Here is a 1,045-nt window from a genome sequence, read left to right on the forward strand (position 1 = left end):
TCTGGCTCGGCTCCCTCAAATCCAACATCGGCCACGCCCAGTCCGCCGCCGGAGTCGCCGGCGTCATCAAAATGGTCGAGGCCATGCGGCACGGCGTGCTGCCCAAGACCCTCCACGTCGACGAGCCGACCCCGCACGTCGACTGGTCGGCCGGCGCGGTGGAACTGCTCACCGAGGCGCGGGCCTGGCCGGAGACCGGCCGTCCCCGCCGGGCGGGTGTCTCCTCCTTCGGCGTCAGCGGCACCAACAGCCACGTCATCATCGAACAGGCCCCCGACGAGGAGGCCGGCGAACCGGCCGCCGAACGCACCCCGCCCGCCGCCGTCCCGTGGGTGCTGTCCGCGCGGACCCCGCAGGCGCTGTCCGCCCAGGCCGCCCGGTTGCGGGACCTGGTGACCGCCCGGCCGGAGCTCGACCCCGTGGACGTCGGCCACTCGCTGACCTCGACGCGTACGGCCTTCGAGCACCGCGCGGTCGTCGTGGGGTCCGAGCGGGAGGAGCTGCTCGACGGACTGGCCGCGCTCGCGGAGGGGCGGCCGGCGCCGGGCGTGCTGGAAGGGGAGCGGGCCGCCGGGAAGCTGGCGGTGCTGTTCACGGGTCAGGGCGCCCAGCGTGCCGGGATGGGCCGGGAACTGTACGACGCCTTCCCCGTCTTCGCCGAGGCCTACGACACCGTGTGCGCCGAGCTGGACCGGCACCTGGACCGGCCGCTGGCCGAGGTGGTCGCGTTCGGCGACGGGCTGGACCGGACGGAGTGGACCCAGCCCGCCCTCTTCGCCCTGGAAGTGGCTCTGTACCGGCTGTTCGAATCGTGGGGAGTGCGGCCCGACCATGTCGCGGGACATTCGATCGGTGAGATTGCGGCAGCGCATGTGGCGGGCGTACTCACGCTTGAGGACGCGAGTGCGCTTGTCACGGCTCGTGGACGGCTGATGCAGGCCCTGCCGTCCGGGGGCGCGATGGTCGCCGTCGGCGCCTCCGAAACCGACATCCTGCCCCTCCTCCAGGACCACCACGACGTCACCATCGCCGCCGTCAACGGCCC

1 protein-coding gene is annotated in these 1,045 nt (G+C 73.2%); it reads left to right on the plus strand.

What is annotated here, in order from left to right:
- Positions 1-1,045, plus strand: a 1,045-nt coding sequence (locus ACIBBD_RS38800; protein ID WP_399424736.1) for an acyltransferase domain-containing protein, incomplete at both ends; no start/stop codon positions are given.

It is taken from the genome of Streptomyces sp. NPDC051315 (assembly GCF_044455165.1).
GTDB lineage: Bacteria > Actinomycetota > Actinomycetes > Streptomycetales > Streptomycetaceae > Streptomyces.